Raw genomic sequence first — 24,073 nt, 5'->3', positions numbered from 1 at the left:
CGGCGCCGCGCCGTCAGCGGCCGCGCGGCCGGACGCCCCGGCGGGCTCGGTCGGCGGCCGCGTCCCGCGCCACGAGCGCGCGACTGGCGAGCCCGCGCAGCCGGCCGCCCAGGCGAGGGTGCCGGACGGCGAGCGCGGTCAGCGCGCGGTCGCCCGCCTGGCGGGGCCCGTCGAGGGCCGCGAGCCCCGCGAGCAGCCGGTCGCGCAGCGCGGCCGGCGACCGGACGACGGCGGGCGCGCCGCGGAACGCGCGCTCCCGGTCCCGGGCCCCGCGGATGCGCGCGGCCACGTCGAACGGGGCCGTCTCCTCCTCGGCGGACGTCACGTGCGGATCGTAGTCGCGACGACGTCCGTCCCCTTCGCGTCCGGGTCCGCGGACGCCGTCGCGGACGCGCTGGCCGCCGCCTGCCGCGGCCGCGGCGACGCGGTCGACCGCGTGCGGCTGCCGCGCGGCGTCCACGTCGCGGCGGCGTGCCGGCTGACGGACGTGGGCGCGGATCGCGTGCTCTGCCTGGACGCGCGCGCCGCCCTGCTGGAGCACCCGGCCCGGCGCGTCTGGCTCGTCGACCCGGACGGCCTCGAGGTGCCGTCCGTGCGGGCGGCGGTCGCCGGGGCGCCCGCCGTGCGCGCGGCCGACGAGGACGTCCGGGCCCGCCTGGCCGCCGCGGACGTGCCGGCGCAGCTGCTGCCCCTCCCGCGGCCGGACGACGCCGACGCCTGGACCCGCGCGGCCGCCGCGCTCGTGCGATGAGGGTCGCGATCGCGACGGCGCAGGTGCCGTTCGTCCGCGGCGGCGCCGAGGTGCTCGCGGAGGGGCTGCTCGGCGCGTTGCGCGAGCACGGCGCGCAGGTCGAGCTGGTGGGCCTGCCGTTCCGCTGGCATCCGCCGGACCGGCTGCTCGACCACCTGCTCGCCGCCCGGCTGTGGCGGCTGGACGAGGCCGACCGCGTGATCGGCCTGAAGTTCCCGGCCTACCTCGTCCCCCACCCCGACAAGGTGCTGTGGCTCGTGCACCAGCACCGCGCGGCCTACGACCTGTGGGGCGACCCCGCCGGCGGACTGCCCGACACCGCACAGGGTCGGGCCGTGCGCGACGCCGTCCGGCGCGCGGACGACGCGTGGCTGCCCGAGGCGCGCCGGGTGCACACGATCTCGCCCGTCGTCTCGGACCGCCTGCGGCGCTTCAACGGGATCGCGTCCACGCCCCTGCTGCCGCCGCTCGCCGCCCCCGGCGCCTTCCGCGCGGGCTCGTACGGCGACTACGTCTTCGCCCCCAGCCGGATCTCGTCCGCCAAGCGACAGGTGCTGCTCGTCGAGGCGATGCGCCACGTGCGCGCGCCGGTGCGCCTGGTCCTGGCCGGGCCGGCCGCGACCACGGTGGAGCTGGAGACGCTGCGCGCGGCCGTCCACCGGCACGGGGTCGCCGACCGCGTGACGCTGCTGCCCCGGTGGATCCCCGAGCCCGAGAAGGTCGAGCTGCTGGCCGGCGCGCTCGCGGTGGCCTTCGTCCCGCGCGACGAGGACTACGGGTACGTGACGCTCGAGGCCGCGGCCGCCGGCCGCGCCACGATCACGAGCACGGACGCCGGCGGCCCCACCCTGTTCGTGCGCGACGGCGAGACCGGCCTAGTGCGGCCGCCGGAGCCGCGCGCGCTCGCGGCGGCGATCGACGCGCTCGCGTCGGACCGGCGCGAGGCGGCGCGGCTCGGCGCGAACGCCCACGACCAGCTGGCGGCCCTCGACCTGCGGTGGGACCGCGTCGCCGCGGAGCTGCTGCGGTGAGGATCGCCTGGTTCACCACCTACGGGGGGCGCAGCGCGATCGCCGACTTCTCGCGCGACGTGGTCGAGGCGCTGGCGGCCGACCACGACGTCGAGCTGTGGGTGCCGGAGGGCCGAGGGCGGCTGCGGGCGCCCGTCGCGCCGATCGTGCGGTTCACGCGGCACCCGCACGCGCTCGCGCGCCTGCACCGCGCCGACGCCGTCGTCTACAACGTCGGCAACGACCTGGCGTCGCACCGCGCCGTGCTCGCGGTGGCGGGCGCGCGACCCGGGGTCGTGGTGCTGCACGACGCCGTGCTGCGCCACCTGTACGGCGGTCTCGTCGCGGACCGCACGTGGTCGACGGGGCGCTACCTGCGGGCCGTGGCGCTGCACCACGGCCCGCGGGCGGCGCGGGCGGTGGCCGACGCCCGCGCGGGCCGCGACCTGTGGAGCGCCGTCGACACCTGGGAGCGGGCGCCGCTGGTCGCCGAGGCGCTCGCCGGCGCGACCGGCGTCGTGGTCCACGGCCGCGCGCTCGAGGCCGACGTCCGCGCCGCGTGGGCCGGCCCCGTCGCCCGCCTGCCGCTGCCGGCCGCCCCGCGCCCGCCGCTCCCGGAGCCGAGCGCCGGCGCGGCGGTGGTGCTCGTCGGCCTGGGCGGCGTGACCGCGAACCGCCGGATCGAGGACGTGGTCGCCGTCCTCGCCGCGCGCCGCGACCTGGCCCGCCGCGTCCGCTACGTCGTGGCCGGGACGCTCGCCGACGACCGCTACGTGCGCGACCTGCGCGCGCGGATCGCGCGCGCCGGCCTGGACGACGTCGTGCGACTGTCCGGCTACGTGCCGGACGACCGGCTGGACGCGCTGCTGGCGTCCGCGCACGTCTTCGTGAACCTGCGCCACCCGTCCACGGAGGGGGCGTCCGCGTCGCTGCTCCGGCAGGCGGCCACCGGCCGGCCCGTCGTCGTCTCCACCGGAGGGTCGTTCCGCGACGTGCCCGGGGACGTCGTCGCCAAGGTCCCGCCCGGCGACCTGGACGCGCTGGCCGCGACGCTGGAGCGGCTGGTCGCCGACCCGACAGGGCGCCGGCGCCTGGGCGCCGCGGGGGCCCGCTGGGCCGCGACGCGCACCCCGCGGGCCTACGCCGACGGCATCGCGGCGTTCCTCGAGGAAACCACGCGCCTCGCGCCGCTGCTCGCGCTCGGCGACCGGGTCGGCCGGGCGCTCGCCGCGGACGACGACGCCGGGGCCGAGCGCTCGCTGGAGGCGGCCGCCGAGGCGATCGCCACCCTCGCCGGGTAGCGCCGCGCTCCCGGGTCCGGCCTGCGGGTCCACCGTCCGACGTTGGGCGCTCGCCGGGCGTCGGCGGCGGTGTCCGCCCGACCGCGGGCGCGTCGCTCACGGCCGGGCGTGCACCACCAGGCCGTAGTGGACGGGCCGCCAGCCGCGCCGGCGGTACGGGGGTGGGCCGGCGACGACGCGGATGTCGACGAAGCCCGCCGCGAGGAGCAGCTCGCGCACCCCGTCCGCGCTGGGCGACCACGCCACCGGCCCCGCGGCGTCGCCGGGCCGGATCTCCAGCAGGCCGCGCTCCTCGTGGCCGGGCCACTCCGTCGCGGGGGTCGCGACGACCGCCACGCCGCGGGCGAGCTCGCGCAGGCGCCACGCCGTCCCGGCGGGGTCCGCGGCCCGGTGCAGGTTCCGCACCACGACCACGTCGGCGGGGCCCGCCGCGACGTCGAGGCCGGGCGCGGCGACGGCCCGCGCCGCCCCGGCCCGGGTGGCCGCGGCGACCACCGCGCCCTCCGTCGGACCGACGTCGAGCACGACGAGCCCGGCCAGGTCGAGCCCCGTCAGCACGCCGACGGGCGCGGGGCGCGCGGTCCCGCGCCCCGACGCCACCCGGCGGCGCACCGCCGCCGACGCGGCGCCGCGCACGCGCCCGATCGCCGCCCGGGCGCGCAGGCGCCTCATCGCCACGCGTGCACGGTCACGCGGCACGGGGTCGTGGTGCCGGCGGGCGGCGTCGGCAGGCGGCCGCTGACGCGCTCGACGCGCGAGAACCCCGCGGCCAGGCACCAGCGCTCCAGGCCGGCCGCGGTGGGCGCCCACCAGTTCGTCGGGTCGCCGAGGCGCTTCCGGGTGCCCATGAACTGCGCGGCCGCCGCGTCGGGATGGCCCCCGATCGCGATCGCCTCGGTCTCGATGATCGCCAGCTCGTCGCAGCGGGCGTGGACGCGGCGCAGCGCGTCGAGCGGGTCGCGCAGGTGGTAGAGGACGCCGAGGAACAGCACGACGTCGAAGCGCCCGAGCGGATCGAGGTCGTCGTGCGCGAAGTCCAGGACGACGGGTTCGACCGCGCTGCCGAGCGTCCGGTGCGCGAGGTCGAAGCCGGCCCGGCCGGGAAGGCCGACCGGATCCCAGTCGTCGGACGCCCGCGCCACGTCGAGGGCGTCGGGCGGCCGTCGTCCGGGCGGGAGGTCTGCCAGCGCCCGCGTCCACGCGCGGGTGAACGCGCCCACCTCGATCGACCAGACGAGGTGGTCGAGCGCGACCACGCGCGCCGCCCCGGCCCGCTCGGCGGCGAAGGCGTAGAAGTCGTCCCAGGCGCCGACGTCGAGCACCGTGCGGCCCCGCAGGTCCGGCAGGCGCAGGCGGGCCTGCTCCGTCCTCAGGAGCTCCGGCGTCTTGACGCCCGGCGTGACGACCCCGCCCAGGTCGATCGAGTGCCACCAGGTCTCGATCCGGTCGACCTCGGTCCGGAGCGCCGCGAGTCGCTCGTCCTCGGCCTCCGCGTCCGGAGGGTCCTCGTCCCACGGGCCGAACCCGTCGTCGCGGGGCCGGGGCACGACGTGCACGGTGGCGACGTGCGCGGGCGCGACCTCGGCGATCGCGTTCCCCGCGCCGTCCTCCTGGACCAGCGCGACCGTCAGCTCGTGATCGCCCGGCTGCCACGGCGCCGAGGTCATCACCTCCATCACGACCGGGCGCCCGCGCCGCACGGGCCGCGGCAGCGCCCGCCGCAGCGTCGCCGGTCCGCCTCCGTCGGGCGACCCACGCCAGGCGACGTCCAGGTACACCGGCGCGGGCAGCGCGGTGCGCAACGCCGGCCCGTCGCCCGCCTCGAGCGTGCAGCGCAGGGACACGAACGTGCCGACCTCGACCCTCGTCGGGCCCTCGACCGCGATCCGGGCCCCGCCCCGGCACCCCGCGGGCACCGCGCGCATCGGCGGCACGCGCAGGCGCGCCGAGCGGACGGCATGGAGGAGGAGGTGCGGCAGGGCCAGCCGCGGCGCCGTGCGCGTCCAGAACCGGGGCAGGCGCCACAGCGGCCGCACGAGCCCGAGCAGCCGCAGGTCGGTCGCCGTGCTGGCCTGCGGGCCGAGCTTGACCATCTCGATCCACTCCGGCGGTGCCCAGACCTGCCGGAGGCGCTCGCGCAGGCGCGCGAGGGTCGCGTCCCGCGGGCCCAGCAGCGCGCGCCACAGCCGTTCGACCTGCGTCGACAGGCTGACGCCGGCGGCGACGTGGCTGCCGCCCAGCTCGGGAGGCGGCTCGGCGGTCGTCCGGGTCCGCACGAGCTTGCGCGGCTCCCACCCCCAGCCGCCGGCGCCGTCGAGCAGCGCCCGGCCGACCACGTACGTGTGGGGGAAGTTCGGGGCGACGCGCAGCGGCCGATCGGGATCGCGGGCGACCGCCGCGATCCACGCGCCGCGGCGGATGACCGTCGACGTCAGGTACGTCTGCATCAGGCCGGTCTGGGCGATGGCCTCGCGCGGGTCGCGGAAGATCCGCCGGCGGTCCGGGTCGTCCGGGCGGAGCGCGGCGGGCTCCGGCTCGATCTCGAAGCGCATGGTCTGGTCCCACCGCGCCCGGCCCAGCGACAGCCCGGCGAGCGCCGGGGCGTGCTCCACCCACGCGAGCACGGCGTCGATCGCCCCGGGGACGACCGCGTCGTCGGACGAGTGCAGCCACAGCCAGTCGCCGGCGCCGAGGGCCGCCGCCGCGAGCACGTTCCGCCCCGCGCCGAGGTCGCGGTCGTGGCGTCGGTAGACGATCGGATGGACGCGCGCCAGCCGGGCGACGAGCTCCTCCGTCCCGTCGGCCGAGGCGTTGTCGGTCACGCAGATCTCCACGCGTCCGGCGTGCTGCGGGCCGAGCTGGTCGGTCAGCGCCGCCAGGGCCTCGGCGAGCGCGTCGCGGCGGCCGTCGTGCGTCGGGATGCAGACGGACAGCCGCACGCGGCGGCACGCTAGCAGCGGTTGCGCGAGGTCTCCGCGCCGGGCAGGATCGGGCCGGATGCCCCCGACGCTGACGGTCTGCGTGCCGACCCACGACGGCCGCGCACGGACGATCCGCGACACCCTGACGTCGATCGCGGAGCAGCTCCGCCCCGAGCACGCCGGCCGGGTCGACGTCGCGGTGCGCGACAACGCCTCGCAGGACGGGACCGACGCGGTGGTCGCCGAGCTCGCGGCCGCCGGGCTGCCCGTCTCGTACGCCCGCAACCCGCGCAACGTGGGCTTCGCCCGCAACCTCGACCTCGTCGTCGAGCAGGCGACCGGCGACTGGTGCTGGCTCCTGTCGTCCGACGACCGGCTCCGGCCGGGCGCGCTCGACCGCGCGCTCGCGCTGCTCCAGGCGCACCCCGAGATCGACGGGATGACGGTCGACGAAGTCGTGCTCGACCGGCACCTCCGTGACCCCGTGCGCGACCAGACCACGCCCGTCGTCCCGGCGGAGCTGGACGAGGTGACGGTGCTGCGCGGCGCCGACGCCGTCGTCGGGGCCGTGGGCTGGATCATGTCGGGCGTCTCGACGCTGGTGGTCCGCCGGCGTCGCTGGATCGAGGCCGGCCCGGCGCTGCGGGCGAGCGCGGACCACGCCGGGTCGTGGTACCCGCACGTCGCCGTCCCGCTGCGGATCGTCGGGACGGACGGCGCCTGGCTGTGGTGCCCGGAGAAGCTCGTCGACGCCCGGTCGGGCAACGTCGACGCGATCCTCGACCGGGGCCCGCGGCTGCAGGGCGAGCTGCTGATGCACCTCGACGCGACGTGGGGCGCGGTCGTCGGCGCGCGCAGTCCCGGTCGGCGCGCGGCGCGGCGACGCTACCGCCGGGGCCTGGAGGCGCTCGGCACCGTCGCCCACGTCCGGGCCGACCGCTTGCGCACGCCGCGCGACAGCGCCTGGCTCCTCTGGACCTTCGCCCGCATCCTCGGCCGCGAGCCCGCGTTCTGGCGCCGGATCGCCTGGCGCCTGGTCGTCCCCGCCCGGATCGCGCGCCCCGCGCGGCGGTGGCCCGCGGTGCCGGCGCCCGCAGCCGCACGGACTCCCGGGCCGCCGGAGCCGGAGCCCGCCGCCGCGCCGGCCCCGGCCGGGCGGTCGGTGGTCGCCGCGGACCTGCCCCGCCGCGCCCGGCCGGCCGACATGCTGGCGATCCGCTGCCACGTGACGGCTGACGGCTCCGCGCCGCGCCTGCTGCGCGCGCGCTGGACGTCCGCCGCCGGCGAGCGCGTCGAGGGCCCGTCGCTCGCCCTGCCCCGCCGCCGGCGCGGCGGGCGCCGGTCGGCCGTCCTCGCGCTCAACGCACCCGTCGCGCTGGGGGACTGGGAGCTGCGCGTCGCCGCGCGGCCGGCGGGCCCGTGGGAGGCCGGCGAGGGCGACGCCGTCGGGACCGTCACCGTCCGCCCGTGAGGCACGCCCGACCCGCGCGAAGGCGCGGCCCGTGGACGCGCCGCCCCGGCCGCCCTCGCGTCGATCTCTGGTCCTGCCGGATGGGCGCGCTCGTCGTGGGCGCCGTCGCGGGCGGGCTCTACCTGCTGCCCCACCTGGGCAACCCGTTCAAGGCGCCGTGGGCGCCCCACACCGACACCGTCGCCGTCGCCGTGACGGGCGGCGTGGCCGCCTGGCTCCTGCTCGCGCTGGGGATCGCCCGGCGGCGGGACGCCGTCCGGTCCCGCGTGGCTCCGGGGCTGGTGCTGGCCGTCGCCGCGGCGGTCGCCCTGGCCGGGGCCGCCGGCGCCGACGACTGGCCCGTCACGTGGGCGGACGCCGCCACCGTGTTCGTCGTCGGCCTGCTCGGCAGCACGGGCGTCCTGGGGGTGCCGGGATCGCTGCGGAACGACCCGTGGCGCCCCGGCGACCGCCCGTGACCGGGCGCCCCCCTCAGAGCCGCAGCCCGCCGGACGCCTCGATCCGCTGCCCCGTGATCCACCGCCCGGACGCCGTCACCAGTCCGGCGATCGCCGCGCCGATGTCGTCCGCGGTCGCCAGGCGCCCGAGGGCGGTCTGTCCGACCACCAGCTCCTGCAGCGCCGGGTCCTCGCGCAGGTGCCCGTCGCCGAAGTCCGTCGGGACGGCGCCGGGAGCGACGACGTTGGCGGTGATGCCGCGGCCGGCGAGCTCGAGCGCCAGGTACCGGGTGAGGACGTCGATCGCGCCCTTCGCCGCGGCGTAGGTGCCCGATCCGGGCATGGTCAGACGCGTCAGGCCCGAGCCCAGGGTGACGATCTGGCCGCCGTCGGCGAGCAGCGGCAGCAGCGCCTGGGTCAGGAAGAAGACGCCCTTGACGTGGACGGCGAAGACGGCGTCGAACTGCTCCTCGGTCGTGTCGGCGAACGCCCCGTAGTGCGCGGTGCCGGCGTTGTTGACGAGGACGTCGACCGCCGCGGCGCCGTCGAACTCGTCGCGCAGCGTGGCGCGCAGGGCGTCGGCGAAGGCGGCGAACGAGCCGGTGTCGGCGGCGTCGAGGCGCAGCGCGGCGGCGCGGCGGCCCAGGGCGCGGGCCTCGGCGACGACCTCGTCGGCCCGGTCGGCGCCCTGGACGTAGGTGACGATCGGGTCGACGCCGGCGGCGGCGAGCGCCAGCGCGGTGGCGCGGCCGAGGCCGCGGCCGCCGCCGGTGATCAGGGCGATGCGGGGAGCGGGGCTGGTGGTGGTCATGGGTCCACGGTCCCGCGGCGCCGCGCCGGGCGGAAGAGACCCGTCGAGCCAGGGATCGCCGATCCCTGGCTGCGCCGCCCGCCCCGCCGCATACTGGGGTCATGGAGCGCTTCGACCGGCCGCAGCTCGCGGACTTCCTGCGCCGCCGCCGCGAGGCGCTGCAGCCCGAGGACGTGGGGCTGGGCCGGGGATCCCGCCGCCGCGCCGCCGGCCTGCGCCGCGAGGAGGTCGCCCTGCTGGCCAGCATGTCGACGGACTACTACGCCCGCATCGAGCAGGGCCGGGGCCCGCAGCCGTCGCCGCCGATGCTCGCCGCCATCGCCCGCGCGCTGCGGCTGCGCCAGGACGAGCACGACCACCTGTTCCTGCTCGCCGGCCACACGCCGCCGTCGCGCACGACGCGCTCCGAGCACGTCAGCCCCGCGCTGCTGCGGGTGCTGGACCGGCTCGACACGCCGGCCGAGGTGAAGACCGACCTGAGCGAGACGCTGGCGCAGAACGCCCTGGCGGTCGCGGCGTTCGGGGACGACACGGGCCACGAGGGACCCTCCCGCTCGCTGGTGTACCGCTGGTTCGTCGAGCCCGACGGGCGGGGCCGGCACCACGAGGCCGACCACGAGCGGCTGAGCCGCGCGTACGTGGCCAACCTGCGCCGGGCCCGCGCCCGCCACCCCGAGGACGTGCGCGGCGCCGAGCTCGTCGACCGGCTCCTGGAGCGCTCCGCCGAGTTCCGCGCGCTGTGGACGGAGCACGACGTGGCGCCGCGCCCGGACGACGCGCTCAAGCGCTACCTGCACCCGCAGGTCGGCGAGCTCGAGCTGCACTGCCAGATCCTGATGGCCGACTCCGACGCGCAGATCCTGCTCGTGTACACGGCCACGCCGGGGTCGGAGACGGCCGAGAAGCTGCGCCTGCTGAGCGTCATCGGCGCCCAGGAGTTCGCGGCCGACCCCGCCGCCCCGACCGGCGAGACCATTGGCGACGCCGGTCAGCCGCGCACGCGCTTGCGGCGCCCCGCGCCCCAGGCCGGCTCCCGCGAGACGAACCGGTAGAGCGCCGCCGGCCGCCCCGGCCCGTCCCGTCGCTGCTCGCCCGTCGCCTCGATCAGGCCGGTCGCGCGCAGGTCCCGGGCGAACGTCCCCGCGTCGTAGCGGGTGCGGGCGATCGCCTCGTACACCGCGCGGGCGTCCGCGATCGTGAACGCGCCGGGCAGGATGCCGACGCAGACGTTCGACCACCACAGCTTGCCCTCGACGCGATCCAGCGCCGTCCTCAGGATCTCGCGGTGGTCGTAGGCCCAGGCGTGGTCGTCGCGCGCGGCGACCCACGCCGCCGCGGGATCGCCCGGCGCGGTGTCCGGCGGCACGAGCGCCAGGTGCGCGACCGTCGGGATCCAGCCGCGGGGATCGCGGTCGGGCGCGGCGAACGCGCCGAGCTGCTCCAGGTACAGGTCGCGCAGCCCCGTCTTCTCCGCGAGCTTGCGCCGCGCGGTGTCGAGCGGCGCCTCGCCCGGCCCGACGAAGCCGCCGGGCAGCGCGCGGCGGCCGCCGGCGTCGTCCCGGGCCAGCACCCGCACGGCCCCCTCCCGCACCGTGAGCACGACGACGTCGGCGGTCAGGCCCACCGGGCTCTCGTAGCCCTCGCTGTTGCGGGCGGTCCACGCCATGCGGCCAGGGTAGTCCAGCCCGCACCCCGGCGTCGTTTCGGTCGGATTGACCATTAGCCCTTGACACGCCGCAATTACGCCCCTACCGTTGTTTTTGTCAAAGCGACACGAACCCCGACGAGGAGCACGAGCGACCATGGCCGAGATCAAGAGCTACCCCTTCGTGCGGCACCTGCGGGCCGAGCCCACGGTCCACGTGCAGCGCTTCCGCAGCGGCCGGCCCGTCCGCGGCGGCACCGGCCTGGCGTTCTGGTTCCGGCCCACGAGCACCACGGTCACCGAGGTGCCGGTGGACGACCGCGAGCTGCCGTTCCTGTTCCGGGCGCGCAGCCGCGACTTCCAGGAGCTGACCGTCCAGGGCGTCATCACGTTCCGCGTGGTCGATCCCGAGCGCGTGGCCCGGCGCATCGACTTCACCCTCGACCTGCGCACCGGCCGGCCGAACGAGACGCCGATGGAGCAGGTGGCCGGCCTGCTCACCCAGCTCGCGCAGCAGTTCGTCATCGACGAGCTGGTGGGGCAGGACCTGCGCGACATCCTGCGCGACGGCGTCGCCCCGATCCGCGAGAGCATCGGCGCGGGACTGCGGGCCGAGCCCGCGCTCGCCGACCTGGGCCTGGAGGTCGTCGCCGTGCGGGTCGCCGCGATCGCGCCGACGAGCGAGGTCGAGCAGGCGCTCCAGCAGCCGGCGCGCGAGGCGATCCAGCAGCGCGCCGACGAGGCGACGTTCGAGCGCCGCGCCCTCGCCGTGCAGAACGAGCGCGCGATCGCCGAGAACGAGCTGAAGAACCGCGTCGAGCTCGCGCGCCGCCAGGAGGAGCTCGTGCGCCAGGAGGGCCAGAACCGCCGGCACGAGGCCGAGGAGACGGCCGCCGCGCAGCTCGTCGAGGCGCAGGCCGCCGACGAGCGGGGCCGGCTGCAGATCGAGCGCCAGGCCGCGAGCATCGACACCGTCGAGGCCGCCCGGCTGCGCGCCGAGGCCGAGCGCGTGCGGATCCAGGCCGAGGCCGGGCCGCAGGTGCTGCTGGCGCTGGCGCTGCAGCAGCTCGCCGGCGAGATCGGCAAGGTCGACCACCTGACGATCACCCCGGACCTGGTGCAGCCACTGCTCGCCGGCCTGCAGGGCGCCGCCGACGCCGGGAAGGCGGCCTGACGTGCTGCGGCGCGCGGTCCTCGTCGAGCGGCCGACCGAGCTGCGCGAGCTGCTGGCGCGGCACGGCACCCGCGAGCAGGCGCGGTTCTTCCTCCGCACCCGCGGGCTGGACCTGGCGGACGTGGAGGAGCGGCACCTGCGCCACGAGGAGGCCCGCGCCCTGGTGCTCGGCGCCGTCCCGCCCGACTGGCGGACGGCGACGGTGGCCCGCGACGAGCTGGACCGCTTCCTGTTCGCGGACGGCGACGTGGTCCTCGTCCTCGGGCAGGACGGCCTGGTCGCGAACGTCGCGAAGTACCTGGACGGCCAGGCGGTCGTCGGCCTGGACCCCGAGCCGGGCCGCAACGCCGGCGTGCTGACGACGCACCCGCCGGCCGCCACGGCCGACCTGTGCGCCGACGTCGCGGCGGGCCGCGCGACGGTGGCCGAGCGGACGATGGTGCGGGCCGCGCTCGACGACGGTCGCGAGCTGCGGGCGCTCAACGAGGTGTTCGTCGGGCACCGCACCCACCAGTCGGCGCGCTACGCCCTGGCCGCGGACGGCCGGCGCGAGCACCAGTCGTCGAGCGGCGTCATCGTCTCGACCGGCACCGGCGCGACGGGCTGGGCGGCGAGCATCAACCGCGCGCGCGCCGAGCCGCTGCCGCTCCCGGCCCCCGAGGACCCGGCGCTCGCGTGGATGGTGCGCGAGGCGTGGCCGGGGCCCGCCACCGGCACGAGCCTGACGGGCGGCACGCTCCGCGGGGGCGCCGCGCTCGAGATCGTGTGCGAGAACGGCGACGGCGGAACCCTCTTCGGCGACGGCGTCGAGCAGGACCGCGTGCCCCTCGACTGGGGGCAGCGGGTGACGGTGGACGTCGCGCCCGGGCGACTGCGGCTCGTGGCCTGAGGGCGGGGCGCCGTCCGCGTGGACAGGGCGCTGCGCCCCGCGTTGTACGACCGGGCGCTTGTTCGGTATCCCACCCGCGGATAGCGTCGTCCCACGCCGACCATCCCGGCGTGCATCCCATGGAGAACGCGTCAGCCGTGCCAGCAGCACCCCTCCGTCCGTGGTGGTCCAGCGGCCACCTGCTCGCCTTCTCGTGAGCGCGTGACGGCGCACGGCGCCGCACGCGGAAGGCGGCCACACGGCCTTCCGCGCTCTCCTCGCGCGCGGACGGCGACGTCCGCGCGCCGCAGCACCCCGTCGTCGGGCCTCCCGCCGACGGGCTCCGCGTTCATCAGCGACAGGAACCATCTGTGCGTAACCTCGCCCCGCGGCCATGCGCCGCGATCGCGGCGGTCCTGGGAAGTCTCGTCGTCACGGCGTCAGCCGGAGCGGCGACGCTCGCGGTCGACGACGACCGCGTCGACTGCCCGGCCGCCCCGTACACCTCGATCCAGGCGGCCGTCGACGCCGCCGCGCCGGGGGACACCGTCACCGTCTGCGCCGGCGACTACGCCGAGGGCACCGGCGCCGTCGGCACCAACGCCCTGACGATCCGCAAGCCGCTCACCATCAAGGGCGCCGGCGCCGACCTGGTGCGCATCTCGCCCAAGGCGTCCGGCGTCGCGGGCGGGCGCATCCTCGAGGACGCCCCCGACATCCGCAACGGCGTGGGCGACATCGTCGCCGTCGTCGGCGCGCCGACGAAGCCGATCGCCGTCGACATCAGCGGCGTCACCGTCGACGGCCACGACGCCGACGACACGCCGATCGCCGTCGAGGCCGGCATCGTCTACCTGGACGCCAAGGGCACGATCTCGCGCAGCCGCGTGACGAACGTCGTCACGTCCGAGGGCGACACCGCCTACCAGCAGGTCGGCGGCTACCGCGGCACGCAGCCGGGCATCGGCATCGTCCAGACGTCGGCGACGCGCTCGGCGCCGGTCGACGGCACGCGCACGCTCCGCATCGAGCTGACGCGCGTGGACAAGTACAACCGCTACGGCGTCCTCATCGACGGCGCGACGAACGACACGCCGCCGCTCGTGCCCTCGGGCGTGGTGAACCGCGGCGAGCTCGTGGCCGACCAGATCGTCGGCCGCACCCAGTGCATCAACTACCAGGGCACCGGCAGCTGCGGCAGCCGCGGCATCGTCGACAGCCTGACGACCGGCCCGCTGTTCGGCCAGGACGGCGTGCGCGTCACCGCCGGCGCCCGGGCGCAGATCAGCGACTCGCTCATCTCGCAGAACCTGGTCAACGGCACCGGCGCGCCGGTCCGTCCGGCCGTCACCCCGAGCACCACGCCGGAGAGCACGACGAACAACGCCAACCTGACCCTCGGCGCGGGCATCCGCCTGGTCGGCGCGTACCTGACGACGCAGCCCGTCTCGACGGGCCTGTCGCGCACCTACAACACGTCGGTGACGCGCTCGAACATCGTCGACAACGCCTACGGCGCCCTCAACCTGGGCCTGGACGGCACCACGACGAACACCGGCACGAAGACGAACGCCAGCGGCGCCCAGAACCTGCTGCTGGCCGAGAACAACTGGTGGGGCCTGGGCATCTACCGGACGACGAACACCGGTCCGGTGATCTCGCCGACCGGGAACCCGCAGTGGCCCGAGAACCCCGTCGGCGGCACCGGCGTCGCGGACAGCGAGACGCCGGCCGCGACGACCTCGAGCTCGGTCGACTTCTACCCGTACCGCAACGGCGTGATGTCGGACCCCGACGCCGGCCAGTTCACGATCGCCGACGCCCCCATGCCCGTCGACGACGCCGCGCCGACCGACGTCACCGTCCGTGCCGGCGCCGACACCGTCGCCCCGGGCGGCCGCCTGACGCTGACCGCCGGCGCGCAGGACGACTTCGGCGTCCGCCGCGTCCGCTTCTACGACGGCGCCACCCTGGTCGGCGACGTCACCGGCGCCGACCTGTCGACGACGATCGACGTGCCCGCCGGCGCGCAGTGCGGCAGCACGCACGCCTACACGGCGCTCGTCAGCGACTCCGCCGGCCAGACCACCCGCTCGGAGCCGACGGTCGTGACCGTCGCCTGCTCCCCGGCCACCCCGCCGCCCGTCGGCATGCCCGGCCCGGCGCCCGTCCCGGCCCCGGTCACCGCGCCGAGCATCCGGTTCGCCACGGTGCCGAAGACGGTGTCGGGCACCACGTCGCTGGACCTGGCCGTCAGCGCCGGCTCCGGCGTCCGCGCCGTCGAGGTCCGCCTGGGCGGCCGGCTCGTCTGCCGCTCCACCCAGGCGCCGTACGCCTGCCGGTTCCGTCCGAAGGGCGCCGACGTCGGCACCCAGGCGCTGACCGCCACGGTCGTCGGCGCCGACGGCAGCACGAGCGTCGTCACGACGACCGTGCGGGTGCCGAAGCTGCGCGCCACGGTCCGCCTGCGGATCGCGAAGAAGGCCCTCTCCGGCGGCCGCGTCCGCCGCACCGTCCGCGGCACCGTCGTGCGCCCCGCCGGGGTGACGAAGGCGCAGGGCTGCAAGGGCACCGTCACCGTCGTGCTCAGGCGCGCCGGCCGGTCGTTCCTCAACCAGCAGGTGAAGGTGTCGCGGTCCTGCACCTTCAGCCGCTCCGTGACCGCCCCGCGGTCGAACCAGCGGTACACGGTGAGCGCCCGCTTCCGCGGGAACACGGTGCTCGCCGCCACGTCCAACAGCCGGAGGTTCTCGTGACGTCCCGTCGCACCCGGGCCACGCGGGGTCTCCTCGCGCTGGCCGCCAGCGCCGCCGCCTTCGTCGGCGCGGCCGCCCTGCCCGCGGCCTCGGTCGCGGCCGACGCGCCCGCGACCTGCCCGGCCGCGGTCACCTACGACCCGTCGATCCTGTCCTTCGACCAGTACTGGGCCGCCGTGAAGGGCGGCACCCTGCCGGCCGACCTGACGCCGAGCGTGCCGGGCCAGGCCTCGCCGTCCGAGCTCGCGCCGCTGGCCGTCACGCCCCTCGGCGCCGGCGGCACCGGCGCCGGCGGCGGCGCCACCCCCGGCGGCGTCGGCAGCGACCCCGCCAACCCGACCGGCCGCAACCAGAGCGACGTGCTGCTGAGCTACGCCGACTACCTGGTGAAGGCGACGGCGAGCAACCCGCGCGTGCGCGTCGTGCCGAAGGAGATCGGCACGTCGTCGCTCGGCAAGCGGATCGCGTTCTACGCCGTCGGCACGCCGGTCAACATCGCCAACCTGGACGACGGTCGCGACGACGCGGCGTTCTGGCGCGGCGTCCGCGCCGGCGACATCCCCGAGGACCAGGGGCTGGACGCCGCGGCCGAGCGCCCGGCGTTCGGCTGGATCACCGCCACGCCGCACGGCGGCGAGTCGGCGGCCGGCGAGTCCATCACCCGCCAGCTCTACGAGCTCGCGGCCCGGACGGACTGCGCCAACGTCAAGCGGGTCGCGACGCTCGACCTGTTCCTGCAGCTCGTCCGCAACCCGGACGGCCGCGACGCCGTCACGCGCTACACGGCGTACGGCTTCGACCCCAACCGCGACTTCGGCACGCGGAACTACGTCGAGAACAGCGCGTTCATCCCCAAGATGAACGACTACCCGGGTCTGTTCTTCATCGACGCCCACCAGCAGGGCGGCGCGGCGTACTTCTTCCCGCCGAACGAGGACCCGGTCCACCACGAGATCTCGTCGTTCTCGCTCGACACGATCCAGAACAAGATCGGGCCGTCGCTGCAGCGGGCGTTCAACGACACCTCGACGCTCTACAACAACTACAGCCAGTACGACCTGTTCACGCCCGAGTACGGCGACACGGTCCCGTCGCTGATCATGGGCGCGGCCGGCATGACCTACGAGAAGGGCAACGCCGAGGTCTATCCCAAGCAGGTCTACGACCACTTCCTGGCGATCGACACGACGATCAACACGATCGCGAACGACAAGGTCGCGACGACGCGGGCGTGGGTCGAGCAGTGGCAGGACGCGGTGCAGCAGGGCGCGGACTGCGTCCTGCAGCCGAACAAGCTCGTCTCGCCGCTGCACGACGAGGTCAACCCGATCCCGGCGGACAAGCGCGTCTGCGGCTACTTCTTCCGTCCCGGCGAGCACACCGGCGACGTGGCGAAGCTGCTGACGGAGATGCAGCAGGTCGGCGTGAAGGTGTTCCGCCTGAACGCCGACACCACGCTGAAGGGCGTGCAGGAGTACGGCAAGACCGCGGGCACGCAGACGCTGCCGGCCGGCACGCTCTACATCCCGATGGCCCAGGGCATGAAGCACTGGATCCAGGCCGTGATGGGCGAGAACCCGTTCATCCCGTACCCCTTCTACTACGACGTCGTGACCTGGTCCTACGGGCTCCAGCGCGGCCTCGCGGGCGACGGGTACCTGACCGACGCGACCTCGGTGCCCACCGACCTGACGCAGATCGGCACGCCCGACCTGGGCGGCGCGCCGTCCGGCCGCTCGAAGGTGTTCGCGTTCAACACGGACTCGGCGAAGAGCCTGCTGCTCGCCGCCGACCTGCTGGACAAGGGCGTGGACGTCTCGCGCGGCACGACGGCGTTCGAGGCCGGCGGCACGCGGTACCTGACCGGTGCGGCGCTCGTGGACGGCGACGCGCTCGCCGCGAAGGGCGTGGACCTGAACGCGCTGGCGAAGGCCCGGCAGACGCCCGTGCAGGCGCTCGACCGCTATCCCGTCGCGCGCAAGCGGATGACGGCGCCGAAGATCGGCCTGTACACCGGGTCGGCGACGGTTCCGCCGAACCCGCTCTACCGCGGCACGTCGGGCAACCTGACCGCTGACGGCTACTGCGGCGCGAGCAGCGCGGCGAACTTCTGCGAGGCGCTGTTCGTGCTCCGCGTGAAGGAGGGCCTGTCCGGGTCCGTCGTCCGGCCGATCACCTCGGCGCAGATCGACGCCGGCGAGCTGACGTCCGGCGGCTACACCGCGATCATCAACCCGAACTACGCGCTGTCGACGACGTCGCGCACCGCGGTGCAGGCGTTCGTCTCGGGCGGCGGTCGGTACGTGGGCTCGGGCGCCAACGGCACCTCGAGCGCGACGAACGCCGGCCTCTCGTCGATCACGACGAACCCGGTGCCGTCCACGATGCGGACGCCCGGCTCGACGTACGACGCGACGTTCGACACGAGCGACCCGGTCGCGTGGGGCTTCGACCGCGGCGGCTGGATCTACCGGCAGTCCGGCGACCCGATGTACGACCCGGCGAGCGTGACGGGGGCCACGGCCGCCGTCGTGCGCTACGCGTCGGACCTGAACTCCGACGCGTCGCTGAAGGGCCAGAAGTACGGCCTGTCGGTGAACGCCACGGGCCCCGGCCTGCTCGACGGTCGCCCGGCCGTGGCCGGCACGGCGCTCGGCGCGGGCCGCTCGACGGTGTTCGGCTGGAACGTGTTCTTCCGCGCCTGGAAGGACCAGGACGAGCGCCTGCTGCTGAACGCGGCGATGTTCCCGACGACCCCGACGCTGCCGGCCGACGCGGCCCCGGCGAAGGTCACGCCCGAGACGATCGCCGACGCGCCGAAGGCGCTGACCGCGAAGACGACGGTCGAGGCCGAGCCGGCGCTGCCGAAGGCCGAGCGGCCGAAGGTCCGCAAGGCGACCACGAAGCGCCAGCACGACACGACGAAGGACTTCCAGCTCGTCGTGGCCCGCAAGCACCTGGCGGGCCTGAAGCGCGCCGTCAAGGCGGCGAAGCTGCCGAAGGCGCTGCGCGGCAAGGTCGCGTACAAGGCGTCGGGCGCGAAGGTGCGGGTCGTCACCCTGACGATCCGCGACGCCCGCGCGTCGGACGACTTCCACGACCGGCACGACTGGGTGGACCGCCTGATGAAGCAGGTGCGGAAGCAGGGCGTGAAGGTGCGCATGGGCCAGCTGTAGCCCCTACCCCACGCAGATCCGCGCCCCCGGCCGCCTCGCGGCGCCGGGGGCGCGGTCGTTCCCGGGGGCCGATCGGGACGCCGGGGACGAAAGCGGTCACCCCCTGACCGCTGGAACGGGCATGCTGCGGCCACCGCACCCGATCACAGGACCACACCATGCCCACCATCGCCTCGCTCGACTTCGTCTCCGTCCCCACGCAGGACCTCGGCCGCGCCCGCCGGTTCTACGGCGAGACGCTCGGTCTGCGGCGCGACGACCGCGCCGAGTACGAGTTCTGGATCGGCGACACGTGCGTCGCCCTCTGGGAGCCCGAGCGGATGGGCGGCACCTTCGCCCCGCAGAAGAACGGCCACCTGGCGCTGCACGTCGACGACGTCGGCGCCGCGCGCGCCGAGCTCGAGGCCAAGGGCGTCGTCTTCGCCGGCGACACGTTCGACACCGGCGTCTGCCACATGGCGCTCTTCACGGACCCCGACGGCAACGACCTGATGCTGCACCACCGCCACACGCCGCGGGACTGAAGCCGCGGCGCGGCCGTCGCGCGTCAGTCCTGCGCCGCGGCGGCCGCGGCGAGCATCTCGTCGAGCAGCGCGAGCGGGTCGGCGACCCGCTCCAGGCGGACCTCGTCCAGCCACACCCGGAACCCCGCGACCGTCCGTGCGACGAGCAGCCGCGTGCGCCAGTCCGCCGTGCGTCCGTCGCCGGCCCGGCCCGCCAGGTGGTCGGCGAGGACCCGCTCGCGGCCGGCCATGAGCAGCGCCGGCGACGACCGCAGGACGTCCGTGCGCGAGACGACGGTCAGTGCGCCGAGGACCCGGCCCCCGTCCGCCAGCGTGTGCGCGCCCAGGTCGCGCATCGCGTCCCGCACGACCGTCGCGTCGTCCTCGTCCGCGGGCGCCGCGTCGACGAACGCGGTCACGCGCTCGGCCATCGTGCGCACCGGCTCGAGCAGCACGTCCTCCTTGCCGGGGAAGTACCGGAAGAACGTCCGCGGCGCGATGTCCGCCGCCGCGCAGATGTCGTTGACGGTCACGTCCTCGTAGCCGCGCTCGCGGAACAGCGCCAGCGCCACGTCGACCGTGCGGGCGCGGGCCTCGGCGCGCTTGCGCTCGCGCAGGGTCGGCGGCGCCGCGGGGGTCGACGACGTATCGCGCTCCATGCTGTGGCATATTCTGCCACGAGGCAGAAACTGCCACGAGATCCGAGAGGCCATGTCCAGCACGACCGTACCCCGCCCCGCCCACGCGCCGTCCGCCGGCCACGAAGACGGATGGGAGCCCCGCCAGGTCGCCGCGCTCGCCATCGTGGCGGTCTGCGGCGTGCTCGTCGCCCTGACGCAGTCGCTGCTCGTCCCGGTGATGGGCGAGATCCAGGCCGACGTCGGCGCGTCGACCGGTGACGCGGCCTGGCTCCTGACGTCGACGCTGCTCGTCGGCGCGATCGCGGTGCCCGTCATGGGGCGGCTGGGCGACATGCTCGGCAAGCGCCGCATGCTGCTCGTCGCCGCGGGCGCCCTCGCCGCCGGCTCGCTCGTCTGCGCGCTGGCGGACGGGCTGGCGCTGCTGATCGTCGGCCGGGCGATCACCGGCGTGTCCGCCGCGGCGATCCCGCTGGGCATCAGCCTGATCGGCTCGGTCCTGCCGCGCGAGCGGGCGGCCGGCGGCATCGCGCTCGTCAGCGCCACGCTGGGCATCGGCGGCGCGCTCGGCCTGCCGCTCGCCGCGCTCGTGGCCGAGCACGCCGACTACCACGTGCTCTTCTGGATCTGCGCGGCCGGCGGCGTCGCCGCGGTCGTCGGCATCGCGTTCGCCGTCGACGCCCCCGAGCGCGGCCGGGCGAAGGAGCGGTTCGACGTCGTGGGCACCGTCCTGCTGAGCGCCACGCTCGTCTGCCTGCTGCTGCCGCTCGCGCAGGCCAACCGCTGGGGCTGGGGCGACGCCCGCACGCTCGGCCTGCTCGCCGCCGCCGCGGTCCTGGTCGTCGTGTTCGTGCTGACCGAGCGCCGCACACGCTCGCCACTCGTCGACGTGCGCAGCAACGCCCGGCCCGGCCTGCTGCTGACGAACGTGGCGTCGCTGTGCGTCGGCTTCGCGCTCTTCGCCAGCCTGATCGGCACCGCCTCGTACGTCCAGGCGCCGCCGGAGTCGGGCTACGGCTTCGGCACGTCCGTCCTGGCGTCGGGCCTGGCGATGCTGCCCAGCGGCGTCGCGATGCTGCTGCTCTCCCCCGTCTCCGCCAAGCTGACGAACCGCTACGGCCCCAAGCTGACGCTCGCGATCGGCGCGGCGATCGTCGCGGTCGGCTTCCTCCTGCGCATCGTGCTGGTCGACGCCTTCTGGCAGATCATCCTGGGCACGACCGTCGCGGGCGCGGGCACGGGCATCGCCTACGCCGCCATGCCGGCGCTGATCATGCGCGGCGCCCACAGGCGCGAGCTGGCCGCGGCCAACGGGCTCAACACGCTCTTCCGCAGCGTCGGCAGCTCGCTCGCCAGCGCGGCGGGCGGCACGCTTCTGGCGTCGCAGACGATCACCCTGGCCGGCGTCGCGCTGCCGTCGCTCGGCGCGTACCGCACCCTCTTCGCCATCTGCGCCGGCGCCGCGCTCGTCGGCGCCGCGATCGCCCTCGTCATCCCGGTGGCCGCGGGCGCCGCCGACGAGGAGGCCGCGCCGGCCGCGGCCGCCTGAGCGGGCGTGGGCGCCCGGCCCGGACGCGGGCGCCCGCCCGCCGCGCGCTGGGGCCGCCCGCCGCGCACGGCCGGGGGCGGGCGCACCGCCCCCGCCGACTCAGACCACGCGGAAGGGGATACCCAGCAGGTCGGCGGCGGCGCGGTAGTCCGCCGCGCGGTGGCCGAGCGACAGCGACCAGTGGTGGCCGATGCCCGTGGCGGACCACTCGTCCACCCACTCCCCCGGGTCGCGCCCGAAGTCCACGCGGCTCGTGGTGTTGCCGATCGCCAGCAGCGGACCGGGGACGACGGCGCCCTCGGAGACGATCAGGGCCAGGGTGCCGTCGCGGTCCTGTCCCAGCCCGACGAGGGTCACGGGGCCCGGCCGGACGTCGAACTCGACCGACACGCCCCAGCCGCGCTTGCCGTGGAAGACGCCGAGCCCGCGCAGGAGCGGGTCGCGGCTGGCGACCGCCAGGTGCGCCGGGCCGTCGTGCCCCATCTCGACGACGCCGTCCTCGAAGTCCAGCGCCTGGATCTCGCAGAACGAGCCGCCGGCCCCGGCCACCTGCGTGACGAGCTGCGCGACCGAGGTCCGCAGCTCGTACTCGCCGGTGGCCGGCACGCCGCGGGCGGTCAGCAGCGACGCGCCGAGGATCATCCCCGCGCCCAGCCGCTCGTGCAGCTCGCCGTCCAGGCCGCGGTGGTAGTACGCGAGGGTGTCGAGCGCGAAGTCGTCGACGAGCCGGTCCAGCGCGACGGAGACCTTGGCCCCCCACGCGAAGTCCTCGTCCTGCACGGTGTCGTCGAGGGTGAAGACCTGCCGCGCCAGGTCCATCCGGGCGGCCGTCTCGGCGTCCGTCACGCGCTCGACGCGCTGGCGCAGGTCGTCGAGCTCGAGCACCTCGACGTGGCTGCCGAACGTCGCGGGCAGCAGGGTCAGGTCGGTCGAGACGTCGAGCATGCCGGGGTAGACGTGCCCCATCAGGCCGTGCCGGCCGTGCCGCAGCGCGGCGCGGATCTTCGCCGCCTGGATCCAGCGCTCGACGCGCGCCCACGCGGCGTCCTGGCGCAGGTGACCGGAGACGGAGCGGAACGGCACGCCGGCACGGCGGAAGACGTTGCCGACCTCGGGCACCGAGCACTGCCCGCAGTACGCGAGCCAGTCGCCGGTGTCGAAGGTGGCGTGGTCCATCCGCTCCGTCGGCTGCAGGTCGATGACCAGCACGGGCGCGCCGGACCGCTGCGCGATCGGCAGCACCATCGAGCTCGTCAGGTACGTCGTCAGGAAGAGGACGATCAGGTCGGGGTCGGCCCGGCGCAGCAGCTCGGCCGCGGTGGCGCCCTCCTGCGCGTCCGAGACGAACCCCGCGTCGATCACCTCGGCGTCCATGCCCCGGAAGCGCTCCGACACGTAGCGCGCGGACGCCTGCAGCTGCGGCAGCAGGCCCGGGAACTGCGGCCAGTACGTGCCCAGGCCGCCGGCGACGAGCCCGATCCGGACCTGGCGTCGGGCGACGGGCGGCAGCAGGTCGGCGGTGGGGGTCGGCGGGGTCACGGCGGGGCCTCCTCGGCACGCGGGTCGGACGCCGCGGCGCCCCGCGCGGGTCGCGGGGTCCGGGGCGGGCTGCGGCGACCATAGCGCGTTTTGTGTCGCCAGGACAATAGTTTGTCGGAGCGCGCGGCCCGCGGTCCCGGCGCGGAGGCGGGCCACCCCGGCGCGCGCGAGACTGGGACGCTGGGTGTTCATTCCCGGCCGGGCGTTCCGCTCGCATCTCTGCACGCGGACCGCAACGCAGAAGTACGCTTGCGGCGCCCCCCAGCAACCGGCTATGACGCTCAGAAGGACGACGATCGGAATGCTCACGCTCGCCGCGCTCAGCGCGGCGGCGTGCGGGAGCTCGTCCTCCGGTGCCTCCACCGGGAGCGGAGGACGAGAGCCGGCTCGGCCGACGCCGACGAAGGACCTGCCCAAGCACGCGGCCGGCGGCTACCACCTCACCCGTCAGCCGGTGATCTTGGGCAGCAAGGTCGAGCCGGGTGAGCCGCCGCAGTCGGTCTCGGTTAGCGCCCGGTTCAATCGGCGCCTGCCGGCCGGAGACGACGGAGCCGGCGCGCTGTTCTACGTGCAGGGGGCGGGCCCGGACGCCGAAGCCGAAGCGTACGGCCGCGCGTCGCGACACTGCTACGGCAACTCCGTCGGCCAGGACGATCCCCCGCCGGCGGCCCGGAAGGGCCAGGACGGGGCAGTCGTCCCGTTGGAGATCAAGATCGAAGGCGTGAAGCGCCCGATCAAGGTGGACGCGGTGCTGCACATCACCACGATCCGCGAGAGTCACGCGCTGCTTCGCGCGCTTGGTTGCAACCCCCGGTGACCGGGGGCTCATCGGCCTCCCGACACGCGTGCCGCGCCCCCAGGTGCTCCTCGTGCTCACCGCGATCGCCGCGATGACGTATATCGCCTGACGGCCCGTCGGGCGTCTGGCAGAGTCGAGCCATGGCGACGCTCGTCTACAGCCTCGGCGTGTCGCTCGACGGGTTCGTCGAGGACGAGACGGGCGCGTTCGACTGGTCGGCGCCCGACGCCGAGGTCCACCGCCTGGCCAACGCCCAGGCCCAGGCGGCGCAGGCGTTCCTGTTCGGCCGCCGGATGTACGAGACGATGGAGCCGTACTGGCCGGGCGCCGTCGACGCGGAGGAGCCGATCGAGCGCGAGTTCGCCCGCGCCTACGTGGCGCGGCCGCGGATCGTCTTCTCGGACACGCTGGACGAGGTCGGCGCGGGCTGCCGGCTAGTCCGCTCCGCCGACGCCCGCGCCGAGATCGCGCGGCTCAAGCGACAGCCGGGCGGGCACCTCGACCTGGGCGGCGCCACGCTGGCTGCGTCGGTCGTCGACCTGATCGACGAGTTCCGCATGTGGGTGGTCCCCGTCGTGGTCGGCGCCGGCAAGCGCTATCTGCCGCCGCAGCGCCTGGACCTGCGACTGCTGGAGAGCCGCACGTTCGCCTCGGGCACGCTCTGGCTGCGCTACGGCCGACGGTCCTGAGGCCGGCGCGCCCCGACCCGCCGGCCCTGCGGCCG

Annotated in this window: 21 protein-coding genes; 14 read left to right on the top strand and 7 right to left on the bottom strand. The window is 76.1% G+C overall.

Annotation, left to right across the window (positions count from 1 at the left end; genetic code table 11):
* Positions 1 to 13: 13 nt before the first annotated feature.
* Entirely contained in the window at positions 14 to 325 is a 312-nt protein-coding gene (locus J3P29_RS17050) for a hypothetical protein (protein ID WP_210495402.1), read from the bottom strand.
* Between J3P29_RS17050 and J3P29_RS17045 the strand changes: the two genes are divergently transcribed.
* From J3P29_RS17045 to J3P29_RS20925, 3 genes are read left to right on the top strand one after another with little or no spacing between them, the layout of a single operon-like run.
* Positions 326 to 751, top strand: coding sequence for a hypothetical protein (locus tag J3P29_RS17045; RefSeq protein WP_210495401.1), 426 nt, complete (start codon positions 326 to 328; stop codon positions 749 to 751).
* A complete protein-coding gene (locus J3P29_RS17040) occupies positions 748 to 1,782 on the top strand; it encodes a glycosyltransferase family 4 protein (protein WP_210495400.1) in 1,035 nt (344 codons plus the stop codon). The genes J3P29_RS17045 and J3P29_RS17040 overlap by 4 nt, the downstream gene beginning before the upstream one ends.
* Positions 1,779 to 3,062, top strand: coding sequence for a glycosyltransferase (locus tag J3P29_RS20925; protein ID WP_210495398.1), 1,284 nt, complete (start codon positions 1,779 to 1,781; stop codon positions 3,060 to 3,062). The genes J3P29_RS17040 and J3P29_RS20925 overlap by 4 nt, the downstream gene beginning before the upstream one ends.
* A gap of 96 nt (positions 3,063 to 3,158) precedes the next feature.
* Here the strand turns inward: J3P29_RS20925 and J3P29_RS17030 are convergent, their stop codons facing one another.
* Positions 3,159 to 3,740, bottom strand: a complete 582-nt coding sequence (locus tag J3P29_RS17030) for a hypothetical protein (protein WP_210495397.1) — start codon at positions 3,738 to 3,740, stop codon at positions 3,159 to 3,161.
* The gene (locus J3P29_RS17025; protein WP_210495396.1) at positions 3,731 to 6,001 is read right to left on the bottom strand and encodes a glycosyltransferase; all 2,271 of its coding nucleotides are present in this window, start codon (positions 5,999 to 6,001) and stop codon (positions 3,731 to 3,733) included. The genes J3P29_RS17030 and J3P29_RS17025 overlap by 10 nt, the downstream gene beginning before the upstream one ends.
* A 58-nt stretch (positions 6,002 to 6,059) precedes the next feature.
* On the opposite strand from J3P29_RS17025, the gene J3P29_RS17020 reads away from it, so the two are divergent.
* Both J3P29_RS17020 and J3P29_RS17015 read left to right on the top strand, forming a co-directional pair.
* Entirely contained in the window at positions 6,060 to 7,454 is a 1,395-nt protein-coding gene (locus J3P29_RS17020; protein WP_210495395.1) for a glycosyltransferase family 2 protein, read from the top strand.
* Between the two features lie 80 nt (positions 7,455 to 7,534).
* Positions 7,535 to 7,912 carry a hypothetical protein gene (locus J3P29_RS17015; protein ID WP_210495393.1) on the top strand — a complete coding sequence of 126 codons (378 nt, stop codon included), beginning with the start codon at positions 7,535 to 7,537 and terminating at the stop codon, positions 7,910 to 7,912.
* A 13-nt stretch (positions 7,913 to 7,925) separates the two neighbouring features.
* Here J3P29_RS17015 and J3P29_RS17010 read toward each other — a convergent pair whose 3' ends face one another.
* A complete protein-coding gene (locus J3P29_RS17010) occupies positions 7,926 to 8,702 on the bottom strand; it encodes an SDR family oxidoreductase (RefSeq protein WP_210495392.1) in 777 nt (258 codons plus the stop codon).
* A 101-nt stretch (positions 8,703 to 8,803) separates the two neighbouring features.
* On the opposite strand from J3P29_RS17010, the gene J3P29_RS17005 reads away from it, so the two are divergent.
* Positions 8,804 to 9,754: a helix-turn-helix transcriptional regulator gene (locus J3P29_RS17005; RefSeq protein WP_210495390.1), complete on the top strand. Its 951-nt coding sequence runs from the start codon at positions 8,804 to 8,806 to the stop codon at positions 9,752 to 9,754.
* Here the strand turns inward: J3P29_RS17005 and J3P29_RS17000 are convergent.
* Positions 9,691 to 10,368 (bottom strand): NUDIX domain-containing protein, encoded by a 678-nt coding sequence (locus tag J3P29_RS17000; RefSeq protein ID WP_210495389.1) that lies wholly within the window; start codon positions 10,366 to 10,368, stop codon positions 9,691 to 9,693. The genes J3P29_RS17005 and J3P29_RS17000 overlap by 64 nt on opposite strands.
* A gap of 136 nt (positions 10,369 to 10,504) precedes the next feature.
* Between J3P29_RS17000 and J3P29_RS16995 the strand changes: the two genes are divergently transcribed.
* From J3P29_RS16995 to J3P29_RS16975, 5 genes are all read left to right on the top strand, one after another.
* Positions 10,505 to 11,521 (top strand): SPFH domain-containing protein, encoded by a 1,017-nt coding sequence (locus J3P29_RS16995; protein ID WP_210495388.1) that lies wholly within the window; start codon positions 10,505 to 10,507, stop codon positions 11,519 to 11,521.
* Between the two features lies 1 nt (position 11,522).
* Positions 11,523 to 12,410 carry an NAD(+)/NADH kinase gene (locus tag J3P29_RS16990; RefSeq protein WP_210495386.1) on the top strand — a complete coding sequence of 296 codons (888 nt, stop codon included), beginning with the start codon at positions 11,523 to 11,525 and terminating at the stop codon, positions 12,408 to 12,410.
* Positions 12,411 to 12,760: 350 nt separating this feature from the next.
* Positions 12,761 to 15,145, top strand: a complete 2,385-nt coding sequence (locus J3P29_RS16985; RefSeq protein WP_210495385.1) for an Ig-like domain-containing protein — start codon at positions 12,761 to 12,763, stop codon at positions 15,143 to 15,145.
* On the top strand, positions 15,142 to 18,321 hold the full coding sequence (locus J3P29_RS16980) for a M14 family zinc carboxypeptidase (protein WP_210495384.1): 3,180 nt from the start codon (positions 15,142 to 15,144) through the stop codon (positions 18,319 to 18,321). The genes J3P29_RS16985 and J3P29_RS16980 overlap by 4 nt, the downstream gene beginning before the upstream one ends.
* 158 nt (positions 18,322 to 18,479) lie before the next feature.
* A complete protein-coding gene (locus J3P29_RS16975) occupies positions 18,480 to 18,845 on the top strand; it encodes a VOC family protein (protein ID WP_210495383.1) in 366 nt (121 codons plus the stop codon).
* A 23-nt stretch (positions 18,846 to 18,868) separates the two neighbouring features.
* On the opposite strand, the gene J3P29_RS16970 is transcribed toward J3P29_RS16975, so the two are convergent.
* Positions 18,869 to 19,483 carry a TetR family transcriptional regulator gene (locus J3P29_RS16970; RefSeq protein WP_210495381.1) on the bottom strand — a complete coding sequence of 205 codons (615 nt, stop codon included), beginning with the start codon at positions 19,481 to 19,483 and terminating at the stop codon, positions 18,869 to 18,871.
* Between the two features lie 52 nt (positions 19,484 to 19,535).
* Here J3P29_RS16970 and J3P29_RS16965 point away from each other — a divergent pair, with 52 nt between their 5' ends.
* Positions 19,536 to 21,011: an MFS transporter gene (locus J3P29_RS16965; RefSeq protein ID WP_210495380.1), complete on the top strand. Its 1,476-nt coding sequence runs from the start codon at positions 19,536 to 19,538 to the stop codon at positions 21,009 to 21,011.
* A 99-nt stretch (positions 21,012 to 21,110) separates the two neighbouring features.
* Here the strand turns inward: J3P29_RS16965 and J3P29_RS16960 are convergent, their stop codons facing one another.
* Positions 21,111 to 22,550 carry an L-fucose/L-arabinose isomerase family protein gene (locus tag J3P29_RS16960; RefSeq protein WP_210495379.1) on the bottom strand — a complete coding sequence of 480 codons (1,440 nt, stop codon included), beginning with the start codon at positions 22,548 to 22,550 and terminating at the stop codon, positions 21,111 to 21,113.
* A 301-nt stretch (positions 22,551 to 22,851) separates the two neighbouring features.
* On the opposite strand from J3P29_RS16960, the gene J3P29_RS16955 reads away from it, so the two are divergent.
* Both J3P29_RS16955 and J3P29_RS16950 read left to right on the top strand, forming a co-directional pair.
* Positions 22,852 to 23,367, top strand: a complete 516-nt coding sequence (locus J3P29_RS16955) for a hypothetical protein (RefSeq protein WP_210495378.1) — start codon at positions 22,852 to 22,854, stop codon at positions 23,365 to 23,367.
* A 122-nt stretch (positions 23,368 to 23,489) separates the two neighbouring features.
* The gene (locus tag J3P29_RS16950) at positions 23,490 to 24,038 is read left to right on the top strand and encodes a dihydrofolate reductase family protein (RefSeq protein ID WP_210495377.1); all 549 of its coding nucleotides are present in this window, start codon (positions 23,490 to 23,492) and stop codon (positions 24,036 to 24,038) included.
* Positions 24,039 to 24,073: the final 35 nt, after the last annotated feature.

It is taken from the genome of Patulibacter sp. SYSU D01012, assembly GCF_017916475.1.
Classification (GTDB): Bacteria; Actinomycetota; Thermoleophilia; order Solirubrobacterales; family Solirubrobacteraceae; genus Patulibacter.
The sequence above is the reverse complement of the archived record's forward strand: the minus strand, read 5'-3'. Positions and strand labels throughout refer to the sequence as shown.